The sequence below is a fragment of the Streptomyces cyaneofuscatus genome (genome assembly GCF_000718135.1).
Classification (GTDB): Bacteria; Actinomycetota; Actinomycetes; order Streptomycetales; family Streptomycetaceae; genus Streptomyces; species Streptomyces cyaneofuscatus.
In genome coordinates this window covers 16,262-37,895 of record NZ_JOEM01000033.1, presented here as the reverse complement: position 1 = coordinate 37,895, position 21,634 = coordinate 16,262, and the positions used below count along the sequence as shown (strand labels likewise).

Here is a 21,634-nt window from a genome sequence, read left to right as displayed (position 1 = left end):
CCCCATGTCCATCACCGCCACCGATGTCGCCGTCCTGGACGGCGCGCCCGCACCCGAGGCGCCCACCCGCCGGGCCCGCCTCCGGTTCCTGCGCGGGGGCAAGACCCGTACCGGGCTGCTCATGCTCGGGTTCTTCGTCCTGCTCGCCGTGATCGGCCCGTGGATCGCCCCGTACGACCCCGACGCGATGAGCGACCAGCTCCTCCAACCGCCCTCCGGCGCCCACTGGTTCGGCACCACCCACACCGGGCAGGACGTCCTCTCCCAGATCCTCGTGGGCACCCGGGGCGTCCTGATCGTCGGGTTCGTCGCGGCGGTCATCGCCACCGTGCTCTCGGTCCTCATCGGGGTCACCGCCGGCTTCATCGGCGGGGCCGTCGACGAGATCCTCTCCGCGCTCGCCAACATCTTCCTGGTGCTGCCCGGACTCCCGCTGATCATCATCGTCGCGAGCTTCGTCCCCGACACCGGCGATCTGCTCATCGCCTTCGCCATCGCCCTGACCTCCTGGGCCTGGGGATCGCGCATCCTGCGCGCCCAGACGCTCTCGCTGCGCCGCCGCGACTACGTGGAGGCCGCCCGCGCCACCGGCGAGTCGACCTGGCGGATCATCCTCTTCGAGATCATGCCGAACCTCACGGCCGTCATCGCCTCCGGCTTCGTCGGCACGGTCATCTTCGCCGTCCTCACCGAGATCACCCTCGCCTTCATCGGCGTCGCGGACATCTCGCACTGGAACTGGGGCACGGTCCTCTTCTGGGCCCAGTCCAACCAGGCCCTCGCCCAGGGCGCCTGGTGGTGGTTCGTCCCCGCCGGCCTCTGCATCGCCCTGCTGGGCACCGCACTCGCCCTGATCAACTTCGGCATCGACGAGTTCGTCAACCCGCGCCTGCGCACCGCCACCGGCTCCTCCCGGAAGGTGAAGATGCGCGTCGGCTTCACCCCCGTCGCCCGCAGGGCCCCCGGCACGGGCGCGGGCCATCCCGAGCACAGCAGCAAGGAGCCGCGCCCATGAGCGCCGAGCCGGTCCTCACCATCAGCGGACTGAACGTCGACTACGGCACCGACGAGCGGGCCGTGCACGCCCTGCGGGACATCGACCTCACCCTCCACCGGGGCGAAGTCCTGGGCCTGGCAGGCGAGTCGGGGTCCGGGAAGTCGACCCTCGCGTACGCCGTGACCCGGCTGCTCCAGCCGCCCGGGGTGATCACCGGAGGAGATGTCCACTACCACCGGCCGGGCGGCGACCGCCTCGACATCCTCTCCCTCTCCCCGGAGCAGCTGCGCGCCTTCCGCTGGCAGGAGCTGTCCATCGTGTTCCAGGGGGCGATGAACTCCCTCAACCCGGTGCACACGGTCCACAGCCAGCTCACCGACGTCCTGAAAGCCCACCGACCCGACCTGAAGAAGGCCCAACGGACGTACCGGGCCGAGGAGTTGCTCAGCCTCGTCGGGATCTCCGCCGACCGGCTCGCCGCCTACCCGCACCAGCTCTCCGGCGGCATGCGCCAGCGCGTGATGATCGCGATGGCGCTCGCCCTGGAACCCGAGATCGTCATCATGGACGAGCCGACGACCGCGCTCGACGTGGTGATGCAGCGCCAGATCCTACGGCGCCTGGTCCAGTTGAGGGAACAGCTCAACTTCTCCGTCGTGTTCATCACCCACGACATCTCGCTCCTGATCGAATTCTCGGACCGGATCGCGATCATGTACGGGGGCCGCATCGTGGAGGAGGCGGGCGCGGCGGAGATCTACCGCGACCCCCGCCACCCCTACAGCGACGGGCTGCTCCACTCCTTCCCCGCACTCCACGGCCCGCGCCGCGAACTGACCGGTATTCCCGGCTCACCCCCGCACCTGTCCGCGATGCCGGCCGGCTGCGCGTTCCACCCGCGCTGCGGCAAGGCGTTCGAGCCGTGCGACGTACGGGTCCCGCTGCTGGCCGCTCCGGCGCTGTCACCCACCGAAGACCGCCGCACGGTCGCCTGCCACCTGCACGCCTGACCCTGCGGCCCCCACCTGACCAGGCCCCTACGTAACGGAGACCGGATGAACCTCGCCACCACCCCGCAGCGAATCCTCCGTCCCACCGCGGTACGCGGGCTCCCGGCCGGCTTCCGCTGGGGCGTCGCCACCTCCTCGTACCAGATCGAGGGTGCGGCCAGCGAGGACGGCCGCACCCCCTCCATCTGGGACACCTTCTGCCGGGTGCCCGGCGCCGTCGAGGGCGGCGAGAACGGGGACGTGGCCTGCGACCACTACCACCGGATGCCCGAGGACGTGGAGCTGATCGCGGGCCTCGGCGTCGACACGTACCGCTTCTCGCTCGCCTGGCCCCGCATCCAGCCGGGCGGCCGGGGCCCGGCCAACGCCAAGGGGCTGGACTTCTACAAGCGGCTGGTCGACGAGCTCCAGGGGCGGGGCGTCACCCCCTGGATCACCCTCTACCACTGGGACCTGCCGCAGGAGCTGGAGGACGCGGGCGGCTGGCCCGCACGGGACACGGCCCTGCGGTTCGCGGAGTACGCCTCCCTCGCGTACGAGGCACTCGGCGACCGGGTCGAGCACTGGACCACGCTGAACGAGCCCTGGTGCTCGGCGATGCTCGGCTACGCGTACGGCGTCCACGCCCCCGGCCGCAAGGACTTCGGCGCCTCGATGCACGCCGTCCACCACCTGCTCCTGGGCCACGGTCTCGCCGCGCGGGCGATGCGGGAGGCGGCGGGGAGCAACCCGCTGGAGCTCGGCATCACCCTCAACCTGGGCACCGCCACCCCGGAGACCCCCAGCGAGGCCGACCGCGATGCCTGCCGCCGCGCCGACGGCATGGGCACCCGCCTCTACCTGGACCCGATCGTCCACGGCCGCTACCCCGAGGACGTCGTCGCGGACCTGGCCGCCCGGCATGTCGAACTCCCCGTACAGGAGGGTGACTTGGCGGCCATCTCCACGCCCCTGGACGTCCTCGGCGTCAACTTCTACCGGGGCATGCAGTTCTCCGGCACCACCGAGGACGGATCGACGGCCGACGCCGAAGGGCTGCCCGTGGTCCGGGTGGTGGAGCGGGATCTGCCGCGTACGGCCATGGACTGGGAGATCACCCCCATCGAACTCACCGACCTGCTGGTGCGGTTGGAGAACGACTACGGGCTCCCGACCGTCATCACCGAGAACGGCGCCGCCTTCGACGACACCGTGGCCGCCGACGGCTCGGTCCCCGACGCCGACCGCACCGCCTACCTCGCCGACCACATCGACGCCGTCGCCGCCGCCCGCGACCGAGGGGCCGACGTCCGGGGCTACTTCGCCTGGTCGTTGATGGACAACTTCGAGTGGGCCTACGGCTACGACAAGCGGTTCGGCATCGTCCGCGTCGACTACGCCACCCAGACCCGCACCCTCAAGGACAGCGCCAAGTGGTACCGCGACACGATCCGGCTCACCCGGGGCGAGGAGCGGTAACATCCCGGCCCATCTCGGACGAGCGGCGGTAACATCCGTGCTCACTCCGGGACTCCACCGCGCGCTGCGCCAACACCACTGATCCATAACACCGTTCGGCCCACCCGTCCCCAAGATGAGAGCGCTCTCAAAATGCCTCCCACCCCGCACCCCCGCCCCCGCAAGGGCAGAAGCAGACCCGCGACAGCCGCCCTGGCCGCCGCCGCGGTCCTGGCCACCCTGCTCGCCGGCGCCGCGCCCAGCCAGGCCGCCGCCGACGACCCGGCCCCCGTGCTCATCGACCGCTTCGAGGGCGAGGTGCCGCTCGGCAACACCCCGCCCGCCGACGCCATCTTCACCTGGGGCGGCGACGCGGACGACCACCCGCAGCTGAAGCTCGCCGAGCGAGCGGACGCCCCCGAGGGAGAGAAGGTCCTCGAAGGCTCCTACGACATCAGCGCCTGGGGCGGGTTCAGCCACGAGTTCGCCGTGGACACCCCGCCGCAGAACTGGACCGCGCACCAGGGCATCCGCTTCTGGTGGTACGGCCAGAACACCGCACCCCTGCCGCCCGGTTCGGGCAAGCGGATCAACTTCGAGATCAAGGACGGCGGCGCCAACGGCGGTGCCTCCGAGCTGTGGACCACCTCCTTCACCGACGACTGGGAGGGCTGGCAGCTCGTCGAGATCCCGTTCGCCGACTTCGTCTACCGGGCCGACTACCAGCCCGTCGGCGGCATCGACCAGATCCTCGGCCTGAACGAGATGTGGGGCTACGCCTTCACCATGCCCGGCGGTGCCCCCGGCAGCTTCGCCCTGGACGCCGTCGAGCTGTACGGCAAGGCGGACCCGGCGCTCACCGCCAGCGTGGTCACCGACACGGCCGTCCGCCCGGTGAAGAACGGCGCCAGCGCCGACGTCACTCTCTCCGTCGCCACGACCGGCTCCGTCCCCACCGAGGAGCCGATCACCGTCACGTACGCCACCAAGGGCGGCACAGCGGTCGCGGGCAAGGACTACACCCCGGTCACCGGCTCGCACACCTTCCCCGCGGGCACCGCCTCCGGCACCACGCACAAGGTCACCGTCCGCACCGCGAAGGCGTCCAAGCCCGCCGAGGCGAAGACCATCCCGCTGGAGCTGACCGTCACCGGCGCCAAGGCCCCCAAGGAGAACCCGCAGGTCGTCATCGACGCCCACGGACTCCCGTACCAGAACGCCAAGCTGCCGGTGAAGCAGCGCGTCGCGGACCTGCTGGCCCGGATGTCCCCGGCCGAGAAGGCCGGCCAGATGACCCAGGCCGAGCGCAACGCGCTGCGCGCCCCCGGTGACATCGCCGCCTACGACCTCGGCTCGCTGCTCTCCGGCGGCGGGTCGGTCCCCACCCCCAACACGGCCGCCGCCTGGGCCAAGATGGTCGACGCCTACCAGCTGCGCGCCCAGGCCACCCGCTTCCAGATCCCGCTGATCTACGGCGTGGACGCGGTGCACGGCCACAACAACGTCGTCGGCGCGACGATCATGCCGCACAACATCGGCATCGGCGCGGGCCGCGACCCCAAGAGCGCCGAGAAGACGGGCGCGATCACCGCGAAGGAAGTCCGCTCCACCGGCGTGCCGTGGGACTTCGCCCCCTGCGTCTGCGTCACCCGCGACGAGCGCTGGGGCCGCAGCTACGAGGCGTTCGGTGAGGACCCGGCGCTGGTCGAGGCCATGGAGACGGTCATCCAGGGTATGCAGGGCGCCCCCTCCGGCAAGGACCTGCACCGCAACGACAAGGTCCTCGGCAGCGCCAAGCACTTCGTCGGCGACGGCGGCACCGAGTACGGCTCCGCCACCACCGGCTCGTACACGATCGACCAGGGCATCACCAAGGTCACCCGCCAGGAGCTGGAGGCAGTGCACCTGTCGCCGTTCGCGGAGTCGGTCAAGCGGGGCGTGGGCACGATCATGCCCTCGTACTCCTCGCTCGACATCCTGGGCGACGACCAGGGCCCGGTGAAGATGCACGCCAACGCCGAGATGATCAACGGCGTCCTCAAGGACCGCATGGGCTTCGAGGGCTTCGTCATCAGCGACTGGCAGGCCATCGACCAGATCCCCGGCGACTACCCGAGCGACGTCCGTACGTCCATCAACGCCGGACTCGACATGATCATGGTCCCGACCGCGTACCAGGAGTTCACCAAGACGCTGAAGGAGGAGGTCGCGGCGGGCCGGATCAGCCAGGCCCGGATCGACGACGCGGTCTCCCGCATCCTCACGCAGAAGTTCCGCCTCGGCCTCTTCGAGAAGCCGTACGCGGACACCACGCACCTGTCGAAGGTCGGCTCGGCCGAGCACCGCGCGGTGGCGCGGGAGGCGGTCGCCAAGTCGCAGGTGCTCCTGAAGAACGAGGGTGCGGTCCTGCCCCTCAAGCCGAACCAGAAGGTGTACGTCGCCGGGTCCAACGCCGACGACATCGGCAACCAGGCCGGCGGCTGGACGATCAGCTGGCAGGGCTCCTCCGGGAAGACCACCCCGGGCACCACCATCCTGGAGGGCATGAAGAAGGCGGCGAAGACCCCCGAGTCCGTCACCTACTCCAAGGACGCGTCGGCCGCCACGGACGGTCACGACGTGGGCGTGGTGGTCGTCGGCGAGACGCCGTACGCCGAAGGCATCGGCGACGTCGGCAACGGCCACGACCTGGAGCTCACGGCCGCCGACAAGGCAGCGGTGGAGAAGGTCTGCGCGGCCATGAAGTGCGCGGTCCTCATCGTCTCGGGCCGCCCGCAGCTCATCGGCGACCAGCTCGGGAAGATCAACGCGCTGGTGGCCTCCTGGCTGCCGGGCTCGGAGGGTGACGGCGTGGCCGACGTGCTCTACGGCAAGCGCGCTTTCACCGGACAGCTCCCGGTGACCTGGCCGAAGTCGGAGGCGCAGCTCCCGATCAACGTCGGGGACACGACGTACGACCCGCAGTTCCCGTACGGCTGGGGCCTGACGACCCTGAAGAAGCCCCCGGTCGGCGGCGAGCTGACCCTCGCGGCTCTCGCCGTGGCCGCGCAGGTCGCGGAGAAGGCGAAGCTGGGGAAGACCCCGGCGGGCAAGGCGATCGTGGACCAGGCGCGGCTGCTGGTCCAGCAGAAGATCGACGGGAAGTTCGGTCAGAGCGTCTCCAAGCCGTTCGCGGAGGCGGACCACCTGCTGCTGAAGGGTGACCTGACGGGCGCGGTGGCCAAGCTGCGTACGGCGTACCGGGCCGCGTAGGCCCCCGCTCTCCAGGCGGGCGACGGCGTTCGTCGCCCGTCTGGAGTAGCGTTAAGTATGAGGAAAAGGCTCTTCCCCACGCTGTTGGCGGGCCTGCTGCTCATCATCGCAGCGGCTGCACTCGCCCTGACCTCCCCTGCGTCGGCCGCCCCCGCGGCGACGATCACCGACGCCGCCCAGGCCCTGCGCGAGGACCCGGTCCATGTGGACCCGGCCGCCCGCGATCAGCTCTCCGTCGCTGACGAGAAGGCCCTGGAAGCCACCATCCAGAACGCGGACAAGCCGGTTTTCGTCGCCGTCCTGCCCGACACCGAGGCCTTCCCCGAGGAGGGCCTCCTCAACACGCTGCGCAGCGACACCGGCATCACCGGTGTCTACGCCATACGCCTCGGCGACGGCTTCGACGCGGGCGCCGACCCGCAGGTCATGCCGACGAGGGCGGTCGACAACCTCACCGCCTCCGTCAAGAACCCGGCCACCGACACCGACGCGACCTCCCAGCTCAACGCCTTCGTCGACCGGGCCGTCGAACAGGCCCGGGGCACCGCCCCCGCCTCCTGGTCCGGCGGCTCGGGCGCTTCCGGCGAACCCGGCGCCCCGGTCTCCGGCCTGATCACGCTCGGCGCCCTGGTGGCGGCGGGCGGCGCGGGTGCGTACGCGATCTCGCGCCGGAACAAGCGGCGGAAGGCGGAGGAGGAGCGGGCGGCCCTCGACAAGCTGCGGGTCGTGGTGGACGAGGACATCACCGCGTACGGCGAGAAGCTGGAGCGCCTGGACTTCCACCCCGCAGAACCGGGCGCCGACGACGCCATGCGCGGCGACTACGAACGCGCCCTGGACTCCTACGAGAGCGCCAAGACGAAGATGGCCAAGGCCGAGCACCCATCGGACGTGCGCGGGGTCACCCAGTCCTTGGAGGACGGCCGCTACTCCCTGGCGGTCCTGGAGGCCCGCCGCACGGGGGCGGCGATCCCGGCCCGCCGCCCACCGTGCTTCTTCGACCCGCGCCACGGCCCCTCGGTCACCGACGTGCTCTGGACCCCCTCCGGCGGCGCGTCCCGCGAGGTCCCGGTCTGCGGCGCCGACGAGATCCGGCTGACGCGGGGCGAGGACCCCATGAGCCGTACGGTCGACATCGGCGACGGCAACCGCCGCCCGTACTGGGAGGCGGGCCCGGCGTACGGCCCCTGGGCCGGCGGCTACTTCGGCGGCGGTCTGCTCCCCGGCCTCCTGGTCGGCACCATGCTCGGCTCGATGCTCGCCACCCCGGCGTACGCCTCCGAGTACGGCGGCGGTGACTTCGGCGGCGGTGCGGGCGGCGAGTGGGGCGGCGGCGACTTCTCCGGCTCCGACTTCGACTCGTCCGGCTTCGGCGGCTTCGGGGACGGTGGCGGCTTCGGCGACGGCGGAGGGTTCGGTGGCGGCGGCTTCGACGGAGGCGGCTTCTAGTGCCGCACCAGACAACCTTCGCCACAAGGCCCAGGGCAGCATGATCCGCCACTACATCATGCGGCGGAAAAAGCACGCCGCCGATCAGCGCCTACGCGAAGTCGCCACCAGGGCGAACGTTGCCTGACGCGGGGGCTGGTGGCCGGTCCGAGGCCCGATCGCCGAGACGTATGCGTGCGCCAGTGTGATCAGGCCGGTCGGACATCCAGGGCGCTCAGGTCGAGCCGCCAGTCGTTGGACTGCAGCCAGGTCCCCTTGGGGTACTCGAAAGAGACTTCGCCGGCGAGCTCGAACCCGGCCTTGCGGCACACCGCGTTCGACGCCGCGTGGTCCACGTGGGGGAACGCATGCAGGTAGCGCCGTGCGCCACGCGCCGCCGCCCGGTCCGCTGCCAACCGCAGAGCGGTAGCGGCGTATCCGCGACCGCCGAACTCCGGCAAGATCCCGTATCCGGTCTCGTACACGTCCTCACCGTCCCGCTCCCGCTCCCAGTACCCGACCGAACCGATCACCTCGTCACCGAGCCGGACGATCAGCATCTCGCCGCTCTCGAGACGCAGGTAACGCTGATGACGATCGATGATCGCCTGCTCGGTTTCGGGCCCTCCCAGATGTTCGGTCATCTCGGGGGTGTTCTGGCGGTGCAGGAGCTTCAGACCCGCGTCGGACCATGATTCAAGGCGAAGAGTGTTCATGGCGCTGAGAGTAGGCTCCACCACTGACACGATCGGCCGCATCGCCGCCCCAGCTCACCGCGACCTACCCGCACCAACTCCGTGGCGAAGGCTGTCCGATGCGGCACCAGAGGCCTGTGGACCAGGAGGCCGCTGCTACCGCACCGCCCACCACACGAGCACGCCCCCGACCACGATCAACGAGCACAGCACCACATTGATCCGCTTGTAGTCGACGAGGACGGCGGCGAACTCGCGGAGTGTCGCGTTGGGCCAGAAGTACGCGGCGGTGGGCGAGCCCACGACCTGTCCCCGGATCTGCATCCGGCGGGCGGTGAGGGCAGCGCGGAAGGCGTGGTAGTTGTTCGTGACGACGACGCACCGGTAGTCCGGCTTCGCCTCCTCCATGATCGCCTTGCTGAACCGCAGGTTCTCCTCGGTCGACGTCGACCGGTCCTCGCGCCGGATCAGATGGGCCGGAAACCCCTCGGCCACCAGGTGGTCGGCCATGGCGTGGGACTCCGGCAGCTCCTCGTCCGGCCCCTGCCCGCCCGAGGTGATGAGCACGGGCGAGCCCCCGCGCCTGGCGAGCCGCGCGTGCACGTCCTGCCCCCGCTTCAGCCGGCTCGCGAGGAGCGGCGGCACGGTGGTGCCGCCGATGAGCCCGGACCCCAGCACGACCACGAAGTCGGCCTTACGGCGCACGCGCAGCCGCCCGTAGAGAAACGCGTAACAGACGAAGCACAGGAACAGGAACGAGAAGTAGAGCGCCAGCCCACCGGCGGCGGCCGCCACCCCGATCAGCACCGGATTCCGCACGCTCACGGCGGCGGCCAGCAGCGCGACGACCCCGACGATGGCGAGGGCGGCGGCCAGCGAGAGCAGGTTGGACGGACTCCTGCCCTCCTTGCGCAGCATCCGTACGCCGTTGACGAAGAGGAAGTACGTCAGCAGAAGGACGGCCACCGCCCCCAGCACGAGCAGCGACCAGGCGGCGACCGCGCCCGAGGTGGAGTCGGACCGGATGAGCTCGTACAGCCAGGCGGCCAGGGCGCAGAGCACGGCGAGCCCCAGAACGACGGCGTTGCTGAACTTCCTGCGGTCGTGCAGCACGCTCACGCAGAAGACGAGGAAGAGGAGCGCCGCGGGGACGTAGACGAGCATGGGCACAGAGTAGGGGGCGGGGTGCGGGCGGCCGACGGCGAGGTGGGGCCCGGCCGGGGCCCGGAACCGGACCCGTCCGGCACCCCGGAAATTCAGGGCGCAAATTCAGGGCGTGCCCTTTCCCGGGGCTGAGCCGTTGAACCCGTCATGAAGAAGCGAAGCGTTCTCGCCGCCGTCACTCTCGCCACCGGAGCGGTCATCGCCGCCATCGCCCCGCACCCCGGAGGCGGGGACACCGCCCACGCGGCCGAGCCGCCCATCAGCCTGGGCGCGCTGGACAACGTCAGCGAGCTCGGCAAGGTCGTCGACGGCGCGGCGGAGACGACCTCCTCCACCGCGGGCACGGTGACCACGACCCTCTCCGACGCCCGGTTCAGCTGAACCGACAGACAACAAGGCGGCCCACCGGGAAGATCCGATGGGCCGCCTTCTCGCATGCCCGGCTTCCCCTCCCGACCGACCGCCCGCCCGACCGACCGATCCGGGCACGGACGGTCGGGTCCGGCAGGCTGGTCCCTTCCTACGGTGAACGGGAAAGGAAGGCGGGACAGGGTTGCTGGAACGACTGAACGAGGCCATGGACCACATCGAGTCCCATCTCGGTGAGCGCATCGAGGCCGCGGAACTGGCGCGCATCGCGATGACCTCGGAGTACCACTTCCGCCGGATGTTCTCCGCGCTGGCGGGCGTTCCGCTGGCGGAGTACATCCGCCGTCGCCGTATGACCCTCGCGGGCGCCGAGGTCCTCGGCGACCCGGACCGGACGCTGCTGGACGTGGCCGTGCGGTACGGCTACGACACGGGGGAGGGTTTCGCCCGCGCGTTCCGGTCGGTGCACGGCATCGGACCGGGTGAGGCCCGGCGGAGCGGTGCGGTTCTGCGGTCCCAGCAACGCCTGACCTTCCGGCTCGTCGTCGAAGGGAGCAGTGCCATGCGGTACAGGCTGGTGGAGAAGGAAGCGTTCCGGGTGGTGGGGAGGAAGGCACGCGTCCCCCTGATCCACGAGGGACCGAATCAGGCCATCGCGGAGTTCATCCGTGGCATCGGCCGGGAGGAGCTGGACCGCATCGCGGCCCTCTCCGACCAGGAGCCGGCCGGGCTGTTGGGGGTGAGCGACCAGCTCGACCCGAGCCGGGCCGAGGGCACCGAACTGGACTACTACCACGGGGTGGTGACAGGCCCCCAGGAGCCTCCGGCGGACCTGGACTCCCTCCACGTACCGGCCGGTTCCTGGGCCGTTTTCGAGAGCGAGGGCCCGTTCCCGCAGGCCCTCCAGTATCTCTGGCGGGACGTGTACACCCAGTGGTTCCCCTCGAACCCGTACGCCTCCCGGCCCGGCCCGGAGATCCTGCGCGTGCGGCTCTACGAGGAGGGGAAGCGGGCGGAGGCGGAGCTCTGGATCCCGGTGGAGCGGACGGATCGCGGCCCGATCGCATAGGCGGAAAAGCGCCGGTTTACGGCCAGGGGGCATATGCGCCTCCTTATTGGTCCAGACCTATTGTGCGAGGGCTCGCCGCTCGCTAGCTTTCACTCGGCGGCGCGCGCTGATCGGTTCGGCTCTACCCATTCACTGATGCACTGTCATGTGCATTGACTGAAAACGGAGTTACCGACATGCGTACACGAATCACCGCGCTCGCGGTCACGGCAGTCGCGGCAGCCGCGATGGTCCTCGGCACGGCCTCCACCGCGTCGGCTGTGGGCGGCGGCTACACGATCCGCGGCCACTACGCGTCCCAGGCGGAGTGCCAGGCCGCCGGGGCGGCCGGCGCCGCCGCCCACATCTGGAGCCCGCTCTTCATCTGTCAGCCGTTCGCGGCGCAGCCGAGCGTGTACGAGCTGTGGGTGCGCTACTAGGCCGTCCCGTACACATGAGAACCGCCCCGTTTCCGGCTGAGTGGCCGGGGGCGGGGCGGAGGTGTGGTGCAGGTGGGGGCGTCGGGCTCAGAGCGCGGTGCCGCTGCCGTGGATGAAGGCGCTCCAGGCGGCGGGCTCGACGGTGAGGACGGGGCCGTCGGTCACCTTGGAGTCGCGGATGTGGATGGCGGCGGGTCGGGTGGCCACTTCTACGCAGGCGCCGCCCTGGTCGCTGCTGTAGCTGGACTTGAACCAGCGGAGGGCGGTGGAGCGGGAGGCCAGGTCGGCTGCGCGGGTCATGTTTCTCCAAGCAGTGCGGCAAGCAGTGCATCCAGTAGCCGGACGCTCTCCTCAACGGTTAGCGCCTGCGACCGCAGCATCCCATATTTCTGCATCAGAGCGCTGACGTGGGCTGGATCGTCGTACAGCTCGGAGCGCATGTGCATCTCTGCGTAGCCGAGCTGATCGTGATCCTGCGTTTCCAAGAGAACGAGTGGCCCGGCGAGACCGGCATGCTTGGGTGTCTTCCGAGGCATGATCTGGATGCTGACGAACGGCAGATCCATGCAGCGCCGCAAGTGGAGAAGTTGCTCACGCATCACCTCGGGATCGCCCAACTCGGAGTACAGGATGCTCTCCTCCAGGATGAAGTGGAGGAGCGGTCGGGGCTTGCGTTCCAGCAGCTTCTGCCGGTCGAGTCGGGTAGTCACCCGGTTTTCGATCTCCTCCACTTCGAGGGGCGGATAGTGGCAGGAGAAGATGAGCCGTGCGTACGCCTCGGTCTGGAGCAGTCCCGGGATGAGCTGGGTCTCGTACCAGAACAGGCTTACGGCGTCCCGCTCATACTCCACGAAGTCCTGAGCGAAGGCCTTGTAGCGCTCCTCCCTCGGAACCTTCCTCACCGCCACTTCTAACGCCTCCTTGGTGTCCAGCAGCTCGTCCAACTCGATGGCGAAGTCCAGCTTGAGTGCCCGACGCCCCTGCTCCATGGAGGCGATGGTGTCCTCGCCGACCCCGAGCCGCTCGGCCAGGGCCGGCTGGGTCAGCCCTGCCCTCTTGCGAAAGTGGGCGAGCTGCGCCCCGATCACATGCCACGAACTGACTCGCCTGTTCCGCTTTCCCGGTTGCATGACGTGCCTTCTCCCCGTTCCATCCCGCTGCTGACCCGTCAGAAGCCGTACAAATGAGATGTACGGCCTTCCGCGCTGCATCACCGTAGTCACGTTGTGTGAGCGTGGAAGCATGAACGAGACAACTCAACTCCCCTGCTTCCACACGGCCTTCTACTGCCGTGACCGCAGCTCCATCCCGGTCGTACGCAAGTTCACCCGCAAGACTCTGATCGAGTGGGGGTACGAGGAGCGCGCGTACGACGTACTGCTCTGCGTAACCGAACTGGCGACCAACGCCCTCCGCCATGGCGTCCCGCCGGGGCGCGGCTTCCGGGTGAAGGTCTTCCTGGACCGGATGGAGGACGTGATCCGCATCGAGCTGCACGACAGCGGCGACGGCGAGGTCCGGATGGCGGACGGTCTGCCGGGCGTGGAGGACGAGGGTGGCCGCGGGCTGCTGCTGGTCTCGGCGCTGGCGGACAAGTGGGGGGTGGCCGAGCGGAACCCCGGCAAGATCGTGTGGTGCGAGTTCAGCCTCGGGTGACCTTGCCGTTTCGGCAAGTGCATTTGTCGTTCGGTCCGCCCTGCGCGCACTATCTCCACCAACTGGAGGTGGTCCGCATGACCGACATGAAGCAGCAGCGGTACGACGTGGTGATCGTGGGAGGCGGGGCGGCCGGCCTGAGTGGGGCGCTGACCCTGGCGCGGGCCCGGCGCTCGGTGCTGGTGATCGACGCGGGGGAGCCCCGTAACGCTCCCGCGTCCCATGTGCACAACTACCTGGGCCGCGAGTCGACCCCGCCCGGTGAGCTGCTGGCGATCGGCCGGGGTGAGGTGGCCGGGTACGGCGGGGAGATCGTCGAGGGCCGGGTGGCCTCGGCCGAGCGGTTGCCGGGGGAGGGGGAGGATGGCTTCCGGGTGGTGATGGAGGGCGGCTCCACCGTCGAGGCGCGCAGGCTCCTGGTGACGACGGGGCTCGTGGACGAGCTGCCGCCCGTACCGGGTCTTGCGGAGCGCTGGGGGCGTGAGGTGCTGCACTGCCCGTACTGCCACGGGCGCGAGGTGGCGGACCGCCCGATCGGGGTGCTGTCCACCGGCCCCCTCGCCGTACATCAGGCGCTGATGTGGCGGCAGTGGAGCGACGACGTCACCCTCTTCCGCCACACGGGCCCGGAGCCGACGGATGAGGAGTACGAGCAGCTCGCCGCGCGCGGGGTGGCCGTGGTGGACGGCGAGGTGTCCGGCCTGGAGGTCACGGACGACCGCTTCACCGGCGTACGCCTGGCGGGCGGCCGGGTGGTCCCGCGCGAGGCCCTCGTGATCCAGGCCCGCTTCACCGCCCGCTCGGCCGTACTCGAATCGCTGGGCCTGGTCCCGGTCGCGCAGGAGATGGGCGGTGAAGTGATCGGTACGTACATCCCCACCGACCCGGTCGGCGCGACGGAGGTCCCCGGTGTCTGGGCGGCGGGCAACGTCACCCGCCTCACCGAACAGGTCATCGGCGCCGCCGCTGCCGGGCTCATGGCGGCGGGCGCGATCAACGGCGACCTGATCGCCGAGGACACCCGTACGGCCGTGGAGGCGCGGCGGCGCGGCTGAGGACGAGCGCCCGGACGCCGGGATCCCCGGCGGGTGCCATTACGAGAACACGGCCGAGAGGAGGTCCCGCGCCCACCCGAAGAGCGCATGCGTCAGCACCGCCAGCAGGACGAAAATCCCGATGATCACCACGGTGACCCAGGAGCAGCCGCCCCCGTCCCCCGCCTCGGGTTCGTCCCGACCGCCCAGCTCCGCGTCGAACAGATCCACGGTTCGCCCCACCCCATCGCGCACATATCCGTCACCGGAGCCCCCCGGCCCCGGGGTGAACTCTCGCACGGGCGGGGCCCGATGGTGGAGGGGCTGTCGTACTCAGGGCGGGGGTGGAAGGTACTCATGCGGCAAGGTGCTCAGGGGGTGAGGCACTCAGGCGTCCGGGCACTCAGGCGGCGGCGTCGAACCCTGCCTCGTCCACCTCGGTCGTCGGGAGTGGCCCGCCCGCCTCGTCGACCCGGTCGGAGGCGAGCAGCCACGCGCCGTCGGCTCCCCGGGCGAAGGTCATGGTGCGGGGGAGCGACGACTCCTCGCACTCCGGCGAACCGTCCTCGACCTGCTGCGGAGTGAGCGCGAAGTACAGGCGGGTGTGGTCGGTGAGTCGGAGCGTGGCCGTCCGGCCGGTGACGTCCGCGGAGGTGACCTCGACGTCGACCCGGGCCCTTGTGTAGCTGATGGCGATGCCCTCGTACCGCAGGCCCTTCTTCACGAGCGCGGCCAGCTCGCTCCGGGCGCGGGCCGTCATGCCTGGGGTGGTCCGCAGGCGCCCGCTCGCCGCCTCCACCGTCGGACGGGCGGCCGTCACCATGTCGGCCCGCTGCTGGAGGTAACTCCTGGCGACCCGGGTGAGTTCGGCGGTGTCGGCGGTGCTCGCCGATGGCGTGGTCCGGGGCGGAGACGTCTCGGTGGGGACGGGCAGATAGATGAGGGCGAGCACCGCCACCGTGGCGGTCGCGCCTGTGGCGAAGATGCGTGCTGGTCCTGGACTGGCCATGATCCCCCCGGTTGCGAGCCGATCGTGCTCCTGCACCCTGTACGTCAGGAGTTCCTCGGTGGACGCACCGTTCCTGCAGGGCGATTTCCGGATTCGAGAATGGCTGATTCCTCTCCGGAGGTCCGTGAAAAATAGGTGCCGGGGAATCCTCGGCCTGTCAGAATCCGCCGCATGTCAGTTCGCTACCCACGCCCCCTGCGTCCCGCCGACCGTGTCGGCGTCACATCTCCGTCGAGCGGAGTCCCGAAAGAGCTTCAGGGACGCCTCGACGTGGCGATCCGCGAGGTGGAGGCCCAGGGGTACGAGGTGGTGGTCGGGGGCTGCATGAGCGGCGACGGTCACGTCAGTGCCCCGGCGGCCGAGCGCGCCGCCGAGCTGACGGCGATGCTGACGGACCCCGGCATCAGGGCCGTGGTGCCGCCCTGGGGCGGGGAGACGGCGATCGACCTGCTGCCTCTGCTGGACTGGGAACGCCTGCGTGAGGCCGAGCCGACCTGGCTGGTCGGGTTCTCCGACCTGTCGACCGTCATGACGCCGTTCACCCTGCTCACGGGGACGGCCACCGTGCACGGCAACAACCTCATGGACACGCCTTACCGAGTGCCCGAGGGGCTGTTGTCGTGGCTCGACATCGTCTCCGCGCCTGCGGGGCAGCGCTTCACGCAGATACCGCCCGGCCGCCACCGGGCCACGGGCTGGGACGACTACCGCACCCGACCCGACGTACGCACATACACGCTGGACACACCCGGCGGATGGACCCGGCTGGACGGCGAGGGGGATGTGGAGGCCGAGGGGCGCCTGATCGGGGGCTGTATCGAGATGCTCTGCAACCTCGCGGGAACGGCCTGTCTCGACGTCTCCGCCTTTGCCCGGGCCGAGTCCCCGCAGGGGCTCCTCGTCTACGTCGAAGCGGGAGGCGACGACGCCTTCGCCATCTGCCGGAACCTGCACGGGATGCGGCTGGCCGGCTTCTTCGACACCGCGAACGCGATCCTCGTCGGCCGGACCGCGGCACCCGGCACCGATTCGCTCACCCAGCACGAAGCGGTGCTCGACGCCCTCGGCTCGCTGAACGTGCCCATCATCGCCGATGTGGAGTGCGGGCACGTTCCGCCGTACCTGCCGATCGTCAACGGGGCGCGCGGCCGGGTCGTGCATACCGGGACCCGCAGCGAGCTGACCCAGACGCTGGACTGACGCCTGGGCCGGCTCCCCTACCTCACGTCGCTCAGCCGCGCGGCTCGCGCCACATGCCCCAGAGCTTCGGGCCGCCGTCGCCGGGGAGTTGGAGCTCCTCGCGCACGGTGAAGCCGAAGTGTTCGTAGACGGGGAGGTTGGACGCCTTGGAGGACTCCAGGTAGACGGGCTGCCCCGCCGCGTCGGCCTTCGCCAGGCCCGAGCGGAGGAGACGGGCGCCGTGGCCCTGGCCCTGGGCGGCGGGGTCGGCGCCGATCAACGCCAGGGACCAGTGCGGTTCCTGGGGCGTGTGGCGGGCGGCCGTCTCCACGGCGTCGCGGAACAGGCCGGCCCGGTCGCCCAGGAGGTTCTGGAGCTCCTGGATGGTCTCCGCGTCGGGAACGGCCTTGGCCTGCGCTTCCGGTTCCACCCAGAACGCGGCCGCCGCCTCCGTGCGCTCGCACACGCCGTGGTGGACGTACTGCCGGGTGAAGAGCGTGGCGAAGTAGCGGGTCAACGCTGCCTCGCGGGAGGCGGGTTCGGGGAAGAACCAGCACATCATCGGGTCGTCGTCGAAGGCGAGGGCGAGCGTGCGGCTGAGGTCCGGGGCGTCGTCGGCCGTAGCCGTACGCGGGATGTTCGATATCGGCATAAAGGCCATTCTGCACGCGATGATCTTGGGTGGTGGGGGTGGGGTGCCGATCCGAGGGCGACGGCTTTGCGCCGGATCACGATCCATTTCCAGCAAGTGGACTACAGAGAAGGCGAGTTGAGGGGAATCTTTCAACGCCTTGAGGCTCAAGGCCTGAGCGCCTCGAGGTCTCAGCGCCTCATCGCCTCCACTGTCGACCGTGAAGGGTTGCCCTCATGTCCAGCGTGTTCCGCAAGCTCCTCGTGCCCGCCTTGCTCGCCCTGACGTCCTTCGCTCTGCCGTCACCCGTCGCGGCAGCGGCCGCCCCGGCCGCCGGAATGGTCCCGGCCGCCGGGGCCATGTGCTTGAACAGCAACTATCCGACGACCCGCATCGTCAACGTCAGCTCGTGCAACTACGGTTCCAGTCAGCGCTGGACCATCAGTGGCGAGGCGATATCCCAGTCCGCGCACCCGGGCATGTGCCTGACCAGCGATTACCCGAGAACGCGCATCGTCAACGTCGAGCCGTGCAACTCGGGTACCCGTCAGCGCTGGACTGTCAGCGGCGAGGCGATCTTCCAGTCCGCGCACCCGGGCATGTGTCTGACCAGCGACTATCCGAGAACCCGGATCGTCAATGTGGAGCCGTGCAACCCGTCCGGGATCCGCCAGCACTGGACCGTCCTGGGGGAGCAGATCAGCATGACCCTGGTGTGACCCGCTGATCCGTCATCAGGATGCGCCGGGGCTCTCCTCCGGCTTCGGTGTCCTTCCCGCAACGGCGTTCGCACGCAGGGCGATCGCCGCCCAGATGCCCGCCAGCACCAGCGCGGCGCCGGCCATCGCGGCCAGCTCCGGCGTCTCCGGGCGCCAGCCCAGGGAGAGGCGCGTGCCTATGACGAGGAGGAGGACGGCGATCGTGCCCGGGGAGGGGACCGGCACCCTGGCCGCCGCGGCCCGCAGGACGCCGGCGGTGGCCAGGCCGGTGACGGCCCAGATGCCGACGTACGTCCAGGGCGACCCCGGGGCGGCGGCGAGCAGCCCGTAGTCGTCCGGGCCCAGGCGGAACAGCGAGCCCGCCCAGCCCAGGCCCACCCCGAGAGCGGTGACGCCCGCCACCCACAGGGCGTGGCGCCACAACGGGCCGGGTCTCACGGTCACTTCTTCGTCTGCGGCGCCGCCCTCGGTGGACGGGTCAAGGAAATCGATCACGTCTGTACAGACGCGCGGAGGGGGCCGGACGTTGCGTCGGACGGGGACGTGAACCGGCCCCGGGCCTCCTCGATATGGCCGAGGTGCCGCTGGGTCCAGTCGCACATGAGGTGGACCGTCCCGCGCAGGCCCTGGCCCGGCTCGGTGAGGGTGTACTCGACCTTCGGCGGCACGGTGGGGTACACGGTCCGCTCGACCAGGCCGTTGCGCTCCAGCATGCGCAGGTTCTGGGTGAGCATCTTGTGGCTGATGCCGTCGACCTCCTTCAGCACCTCGCTGAAGCGCAGGGTGCGGTCACCGAGGGCCTCGATGATCAGGAGTGCCCACTTGTTGGCGACGTCCGAGAAGATCTCCCGCGCCAGGGAGTCCGCGCGCCGGAGGTCCGCCTCGTCGGGCGAGCCGCTGAACTGCTTGGTCACCATGAGGTTCCTCCGTCACCCATAAGTGCGTTCTTCCACGTCAGCGCTGACTCTCCTACGGTTCCTGGGTAACCGCAAGAGACCGAGAGGTCTCCCCGAGGAGAGGCGTCGGACATGGCCATCACTCTGCTGGACCCCGAGGGACTGCCCAAGGTCGGTGCGTACCGGCAGGTCGCCATCGCGACGGGCTCGAAGCTCGTGTTCATCGCCGGGCAGGTCGCCTGGGACGCGGACGGGACCACGGCCGGCGAGGGCGACCTCGCCGCCCAGGTGGAGCGGTGCTACCTCAACATCGGGACCGCCCTGGCCGGGGCGGGCGGCACCTTCGACGACGTGGTGAAGCTGACGGTGTACGTCGTCGACTGGACGCCCGACAAGATGCCGCGGTTCCTGGAGGGTGCGGCCCGGGCGGCGGAGAAGCTCGGCGTCACCCCGGTCCCGCCGGGCACGCTGGTGGGCGTCGCGGCACTCGACGTACCGGAGCATCTGGTCGAGATCGAGGCGACGGCGGTCCTGGACTGAGCGGCCGGAGGGGCCCCGGCCCCTCCGGGCAGGTCGCCTCCCGCCGGTGCTCAGCGTTGCCCGGCCGCCCGGGCCTGTCCCGTGGCGGCGTGGGGGTCGCCGGTGACCGGCTCTCCGTGGCCGGGCAGGAGCACGGTCCCCGAGGGCAGCGCGTCGATGCGGTCCAGGGAGGCCAGGGCCGTGGGGGTGTCGTGGGTGAAGCCGCGGCAGACCAGGGCGGGGCCGGTGTGCCCGGTCAGGCCGTCGTGGGTGACCAGGGCGTCTCCGGTGAAGAGCAGTCCGCGTTCGGGGAACAGGTAGCCGGTGCTGCCCGGGGTGTGGCCGGGCAGGGCGACGGTCTGCGAGCGGCCGGGGACCTGGTCCAGCCGCCGGTCGGTGTCGAAGACCCGTACGCCAGGAACGGCGGGGGCGGTGAAGGCGCCCTTCCGGGCGAGGTGCAGCGGGGTGGCGATCGCGGCGGGCCGGCGCAGCAGGTAGCGCAGCATGGAGCGCTCCGGCTTGGCGTGGCGCAGGGCGCTGCGCGGGCCGTCGCGGAGGATGGCGGCGTCCTGCTCGTGGACCCAGATGTCCGCGCCGGCCTGCTGGAGGGTGCGGGCCAGGCCGGTGTGGTCGGGGTGGCCGTGGGTCAGGAGCACGGCGCGGATGTCGGCCGGAGAGCGGCCGGCGGCGGCCAGGTGCTCGCGTAGCTGTCCGAGGTGGGCCGGCAGCCCGGCGTCGACGAGGACCAGGCCGTCGGCCTCCTCGACCAGGTAGAAGTTGACGACGTCGTCGCCGAGGCGGTCCACGCCGGGGGCGACACGGGAAGGGGGGGAGCGGGGCATGGGTTCCTCCGGCCTCGGGGCGGCCAAACTTTCGATACAGTTGACTGTAATGGATTTGGGAGGGAAGAGGATGCCCGGTGACACCCCGCGTCGGCCCTACGACTCAGGGCGTCGGCAGGAGGCCGCGCGCCGCAACCGTGCCGCCGTTCTGGCGGCCTGCCGGGAGCTGCTCTTCAGTGACGGCTACCAGGCCACCACCATTCGCGCGGTGGCGGAGCGGGCCGGAGTCTCGCCGGAGACCGTCTACAAGGCGTTCGGAGGCAAGCCGGGACTGGTCAAGGCGCTGTGGGACACCACCCTGGCCGGGGACGACGAACCCGTGGCCATGGCCGAGCGCCCCCAGCTCAGGGCGGTCTGGGAGACCCGCGACGTACACGCCAAGCTCCGCCTGTACGCCGCGTTCGTCCGGGGGGTCCATGAACGCCTCGCCGCCCTGTTCGCCCTGCTGGGCGCGGCGGGCCCGGACGTCGGGCAGGTCCTCGGCCTCAGCGAGGAGGAGCGGCTGACCGGGATCACCGCCTTCGTCGCCCACCTGGCCGATGCGGGCGTCCTGCCCGCCGGCGCCGACACCGTACGCCTGGCGGACGCCTGCTGGGCGCTGACCGGGCCGCACCTGTTCACCCAGCTGACCGCCGGCCGTGGCTGGTCCGCCGACAGCTACGAGGGGTGGCTGGCCGACATGCTCGCCGCGGCCCTGCTGGGCCCCGGGTCTGCCCGTCCGGCGTAACGCGTGGCGGCGAATGACGCCGTCGACGGGGTGATGCTCGCGGCCCGGCCCATGTGTGAGCTTCCGCTCCGGGGATACGCGGAGGGGGTCGGGCACCACAGGGGTGCCGGTACGTCGGCAACGTAGAAGGAGACTTTCGTGGGCATCATCGCCTGGATCCTCATCGGCCTGTTCGCCGGGCTCATCGCCAAGGCGCTGACTCCGGGCAAGGACCCGGGGGGCTGTCTCCTCACGATCGTGATCGGCATCGTGGGCGGTCTGCTCGGCGGCTGGCTGGGCAAGGTGATCTTCGGCGTCGACTCGATCGACGGATTCTTCAGCCTGTCGACGTGGATCGCCGCCATCGTCGGTTCGGTGATCGTTCTGCTGCTCTACCGCGTGGTCACGGGCCAGCGGTCGCGCTGACCCGGTCCGGCACCCCGGTCCGGCGACCCGGCCCGGCACTCCGGCTCGGCACCCCGAGCGTGCCCTGCCGAGCCCTCGCCCTCGACGGGTCAATTCGTCCGTTTTTGCCTACATTGGCAAAGGGCTAGTAGGGCAGCCGTAGCAGGAGCCGCCGCCGACACGCCTGCGGAAGACAAA

General features: G+C 70.5%; 25 protein-coding genes. 15 read left to right on the top strand and 10 right to left on the bottom strand.

Features of this window, described 5'->3' with window-relative positions; translation table 11 throughout:
• The first annotated feature begins 4 nt into the window (after positions 1 to 4).
• The 5 genes from IF17_RS0134365 to IF17_RS0134345 all read left to right on the top strand — a co-directional run bounded on the left by IF17_RS0134365 (position 5) and on the right by IF17_RS0134345 (position 8,145).
• Positions 5 to 1,015 carry an ABC transporter permease gene (locus IF17_RS0134365; protein ID WP_030574854.1) on the top strand — a complete coding sequence of 337 codons (1,011 nt, stop codon included), beginning with the start codon at positions 5 to 7 and terminating at the stop codon, positions 1,013 to 1,015.
• Complete coding sequence (locus tag IF17_RS0134360) at positions 1,012 to 2,007, top strand: ABC transporter ATP-binding protein (protein ID WP_030574852.1); 996 nt, start codon at positions 1,012 to 1,014, stop codon at positions 2,005 to 2,007. The genes IF17_RS0134365 and IF17_RS0134360 overlap by 4 nt, the downstream gene beginning before the upstream one ends.
• 45 nt (positions 2,008 to 2,052) lie before the next feature.
• The gene (locus IF17_RS0134355; protein ID WP_030574850.1) at positions 2,053 to 3,465 is read left to right on the top strand and encodes a GH1 family beta-glucosidase; all 1,413 of its coding nucleotides are present in this window, start codon (positions 2,053 to 2,055) and stop codon (positions 3,463 to 3,465) included.
• Positions 3,466 to 3,597: 132 nt separating this feature from the next.
• Positions 3,598 to 6,696, top strand: coding sequence for a glycoside hydrolase family 3 protein (locus tag IF17_RS0134350; protein WP_030574847.1), 3,099 nt, complete (start codon positions 3,598 to 3,600; stop codon positions 6,694 to 6,696).
• A 57-nt stretch (positions 6,697 to 6,753) separates the two neighbouring features.
• Positions 6,754 to 8,145: a hypothetical protein gene (locus tag IF17_RS0134345; RefSeq protein WP_030574845.1), complete on the top strand. Its 1,392-nt coding sequence runs from the start codon at positions 6,754 to 6,756 to the stop codon at positions 8,143 to 8,145.
• Between the two features lie 188 nt (positions 8,146 to 8,333).
• On the opposite strand, the gene IF17_RS0134340 is transcribed toward IF17_RS0134345, so the two are convergent.
• Together IF17_RS0134340 and IF17_RS0134335 are read right to left on the bottom strand one after the other, a co-directional pair.
• Complete coding sequence (locus IF17_RS0134340) at positions 8,334 to 8,840, bottom strand: GNAT family N-acetyltransferase (protein ID WP_030574842.1); 507 nt, start codon at positions 8,838 to 8,840, stop codon at positions 8,334 to 8,336.
• A gap of 135 nt (positions 8,841 to 8,975) precedes the next feature.
• Positions 8,976 to 9,983: a YdcF family protein gene (locus IF17_RS0134335; RefSeq protein WP_030574841.1), complete on the bottom strand. Its 1,008-nt coding sequence runs from the start codon at positions 9,981 to 9,983 to the stop codon at positions 8,976 to 8,978.
• A 147-nt stretch (positions 9,984 to 10,130) separates the two neighbouring features.
• Here IF17_RS0134335 and IF17_RS0134330 point away from each other — a divergent pair, with 147 nt between their 5' ends.
• The 3 genes from IF17_RS0134330 to IF17_RS0134320 all read left to right on the top strand — a co-directional run bounded on the left by IF17_RS0134330 (position 10,131) and on the right by IF17_RS0134320 (position 11,840).
• A complete protein-coding gene (locus tag IF17_RS0134330) occupies positions 10,131 to 10,364 on the top strand; it encodes a hypothetical protein (protein WP_030574839.1) in 234 nt (77 codons plus the stop codon).
• A gap of 172 nt (positions 10,365 to 10,536) precedes the next feature.
• Complete coding sequence (locus tag IF17_RS0134325; protein ID WP_030574837.1) at positions 10,537 to 11,421, top strand: AraC family transcriptional regulator; 885 nt, start codon at positions 10,537 to 10,539, stop codon at positions 11,419 to 11,421.
• A gap of 176 nt (positions 11,422 to 11,597) precedes the next feature.
• Complete coding sequence (locus IF17_RS0134320; RefSeq protein WP_030574835.1) at positions 11,598 to 11,840, top strand: hypothetical protein; 243 nt, start codon at positions 11,598 to 11,600, stop codon at positions 11,838 to 11,840.
• An 87-nt stretch (positions 11,841 to 11,927) separates the two neighbouring features.
• On the opposite strand, the gene IF17_RS0134315 is transcribed toward IF17_RS0134320, so the two are convergent.
• The gene (locus IF17_RS0134315; RefSeq protein WP_030574833.1) at positions 11,928 to 12,140 is read right to left on the bottom strand and encodes a DUF397 domain-containing protein; all 213 of its coding nucleotides are present in this window, start codon (positions 12,138 to 12,140) and stop codon (positions 11,928 to 11,930) included.
• Positions 12,137 to 12,970, bottom strand: coding sequence for a helix-turn-helix domain-containing protein (locus IF17_RS0134310; protein ID WP_030574831.1), 834 nt, complete (start codon positions 12,968 to 12,970; stop codon positions 12,137 to 12,139). Before IF17_RS0134310 ends, IF17_RS0134315 begins: the two co-directional genes overlap by 4 nt.
• 112 nt (positions 12,971 to 13,082) lie before the next feature.
• On the opposite strand from IF17_RS0134310, the gene IF17_RS0134305 reads away from it, so the two are divergent.
• The gene (locus tag IF17_RS0134305) at positions 13,083 to 13,496 is read left to right on the top strand and encodes an ATP-binding protein (RefSeq protein ID WP_030574828.1); all 414 of its coding nucleotides are present in this window, start codon (positions 13,083 to 13,085) and stop codon (positions 13,494 to 13,496) included.
• An 86-nt stretch (positions 13,497 to 13,582) separates the two neighbouring features.
• A complete protein-coding gene (locus tag IF17_RS0134300; protein WP_237667336.1) occupies positions 13,583 to 14,551 on the top strand; it encodes an NAD(P)/FAD-dependent oxidoreductase in 969 nt (322 codons plus the stop codon).
• Positions 14,552 to 14,590: 39 nt separating this feature from the next.
• On the opposite strand, the gene IF17_RS1000000139410 is transcribed toward IF17_RS0134300, so the two are convergent.
• Positions 14,591 to 14,761: a hypothetical protein gene (locus IF17_RS1000000139410; protein WP_167344547.1), complete on the bottom strand. Its 171-nt coding sequence runs from the start codon at positions 14,759 to 14,761 to the stop codon at positions 14,591 to 14,593.
• Between the two features lie 172 nt (positions 14,762 to 14,933).
• Positions 14,934 to 15,539: a hypothetical protein gene (locus IF17_RS0134290; RefSeq protein ID WP_157851193.1), complete on the bottom strand. Its 606-nt coding sequence runs from the start codon at positions 15,537 to 15,539 to the stop codon at positions 14,934 to 14,936.
• Positions 15,540 to 15,809: 270 nt separating this feature from the next.
• On the opposite strand from IF17_RS0134290, the gene IF17_RS0134285 reads away from it, so the two are divergent.
• Positions 15,810 to 16,739, top strand: coding sequence for a S66 family peptidase (locus IF17_RS0134285; RefSeq protein WP_030574820.1), 930 nt, complete (start codon positions 15,810 to 15,812; stop codon positions 16,737 to 16,739).
• A 31-nt stretch (positions 16,740 to 16,770) separates the two neighbouring features.
• Here the strand turns inward: IF17_RS0134285 and IF17_RS0134280 are convergent, their stop codons facing one another.
• Positions 16,771 to 17,370 (bottom strand): GNAT family N-acetyltransferase, encoded by a 600-nt coding sequence (locus tag IF17_RS0134280; protein WP_030574817.1) that lies wholly within the window; start codon positions 17,368 to 17,370, stop codon positions 16,771 to 16,773.
• A 215-nt stretch (positions 17,371 to 17,585) separates the two neighbouring features.
• Here IF17_RS0134280 and IF17_RS0134275 point away from each other — a divergent pair, with 215 nt between their 5' ends.
• Positions 17,586 to 18,068, top strand: coding sequence for an RICIN domain-containing protein (locus IF17_RS0134275; protein WP_030574814.1), 483 nt, complete (start codon positions 17,586 to 17,588; stop codon positions 18,066 to 18,068).
• A 15-nt stretch (positions 18,069 to 18,083) separates the two neighbouring features.
• On the opposite strand, the gene IF17_RS0134270 is transcribed toward IF17_RS0134275, so the two are convergent.
• A complete protein-coding gene (locus IF17_RS0134270) occupies positions 18,084 to 18,560 on the bottom strand; it encodes a hypothetical protein (RefSeq protein ID WP_030574812.1) in 477 nt (158 codons plus the stop codon).
• The gene (locus tag IF17_RS0134265) at positions 18,560 to 18,985 is read right to left on the bottom strand and encodes a winged helix-turn-helix transcriptional regulator (protein ID WP_030574809.1); all 426 of its coding nucleotides are present in this window, start codon (positions 18,983 to 18,985) and stop codon (positions 18,560 to 18,562) included. The genes IF17_RS0134270 and IF17_RS0134265 overlap by 1 nt, the downstream gene beginning before the upstream one ends.
• A 111-nt stretch (positions 18,986 to 19,096) precedes the next feature.
• Here IF17_RS0134265 and IF17_RS0134260 point away from each other — a divergent pair, with 111 nt between their 5' ends.
• Positions 19,097 to 19,504 (top strand): RidA family protein, encoded by a 408-nt coding sequence (locus IF17_RS0134260; protein ID WP_030574806.1) that lies wholly within the window; start codon positions 19,097 to 19,099, stop codon positions 19,502 to 19,504.
• A gap of 50 nt (positions 19,505 to 19,554) precedes the next feature.
• Here IF17_RS0134260 and IF17_RS0134255 read toward each other — a convergent pair whose 3' ends face one another.
• A complete protein-coding gene (locus IF17_RS0134255; protein ID WP_030574803.1) occupies positions 19,555 to 20,325 on the bottom strand; it encodes an MBL fold metallo-hydrolase in 771 nt (256 codons plus the stop codon).
• 70 nt (positions 20,326 to 20,395) lie between these two features.
• Here IF17_RS0134255 and IF17_RS0134250 point away from each other — a divergent pair, with 70 nt between their 5' ends.
• Entirely contained in the window at positions 20,396 to 21,052 is a 657-nt protein-coding gene (locus tag IF17_RS0134250) for a TetR/AcrR family transcriptional regulator (protein WP_030574800.1), read from the top strand.
• Positions 21,053 to 21,190: 138 nt separating this feature from the next.
• The gene (locus IF17_RS0134245) at positions 21,191 to 21,457 is read left to right on the top strand and encodes a GlsB/YeaQ/YmgE family stress response membrane protein (protein ID WP_030574797.1); all 267 of its coding nucleotides are present in this window, start codon (positions 21,191 to 21,193) and stop codon (positions 21,455 to 21,457) included.
• The last annotated feature ends 177 nt before the right edge of the window (positions 21,458 to 21,634 follow it).